This is a genomic window from Vibrio sp. 1288 (genome assembly GCF_033344475.1).
Genome location: NZ_JAWPOX010000847.1, coordinates 1 through 584 on the forward strand (window position 1 = coordinate 1; position 584 = coordinate 584).

Consider the following 584-nt stretch of genomic DNA (forward strand, 5'->3'; position numbering starts at 1 on the left):
AGAACCTCGCTCAAGTTTGGCATTTGATGGCAGAGCCAACACGAGAAAAAGGAGCACCTTTAGCGAGATGGCTAGAAACTCACCCAGATCGTGAAGGCGATTTTATTGTGAGTGTCTCCCCTCTTGAGATTGGATGGCAGCTAGACCAACAGATTTGGAGTCGTTGTATTGGTGCCGTATTAGTTTCAGCAACAATGCGAGCGTTGAACTCTTTCCACTATTTTTGCCATCAAGTAGGCATTGATGGAAAGCCAGAATCTGGGACTCAGTTTTTGGCACTCGCTTCGCCTTTTGATTATCAAAACCAAGCTGAGTTACTCATACCGGCAATGAAGTACGAACCATCGGCACCTCAGTTTACTGAATATCTTATTGAGATCTTGCCTAAGTACTTAGAAGACAAAAAGGCCAACTTGGTATTATTCTCCTCTTACTGGCAGATGAACCAAGTCGCAGAAGCGCTGTCTTCAGAGTTCATAAAACGAGGCTGGGCTTTGCAAGTACAAGGCGAAAGTTCTCGACAAGAAATTCTAAAAAAACCTAAAAAGCTTGTAGAAACACACAAAACCAGCGTTCTCTTTGGT

General features: G+C 43.7%; 1 protein-coding gene. It reads left to right on the plus strand.

Going from position 1 to position 584, the window contains the following annotated elements:
• On the plus strand, nt 1-584 hold a 584-nt coding region (locus R8O11_RS29700), incomplete at both ends, for a helicase C-terminal domain-containing protein (protein WP_412035098.1).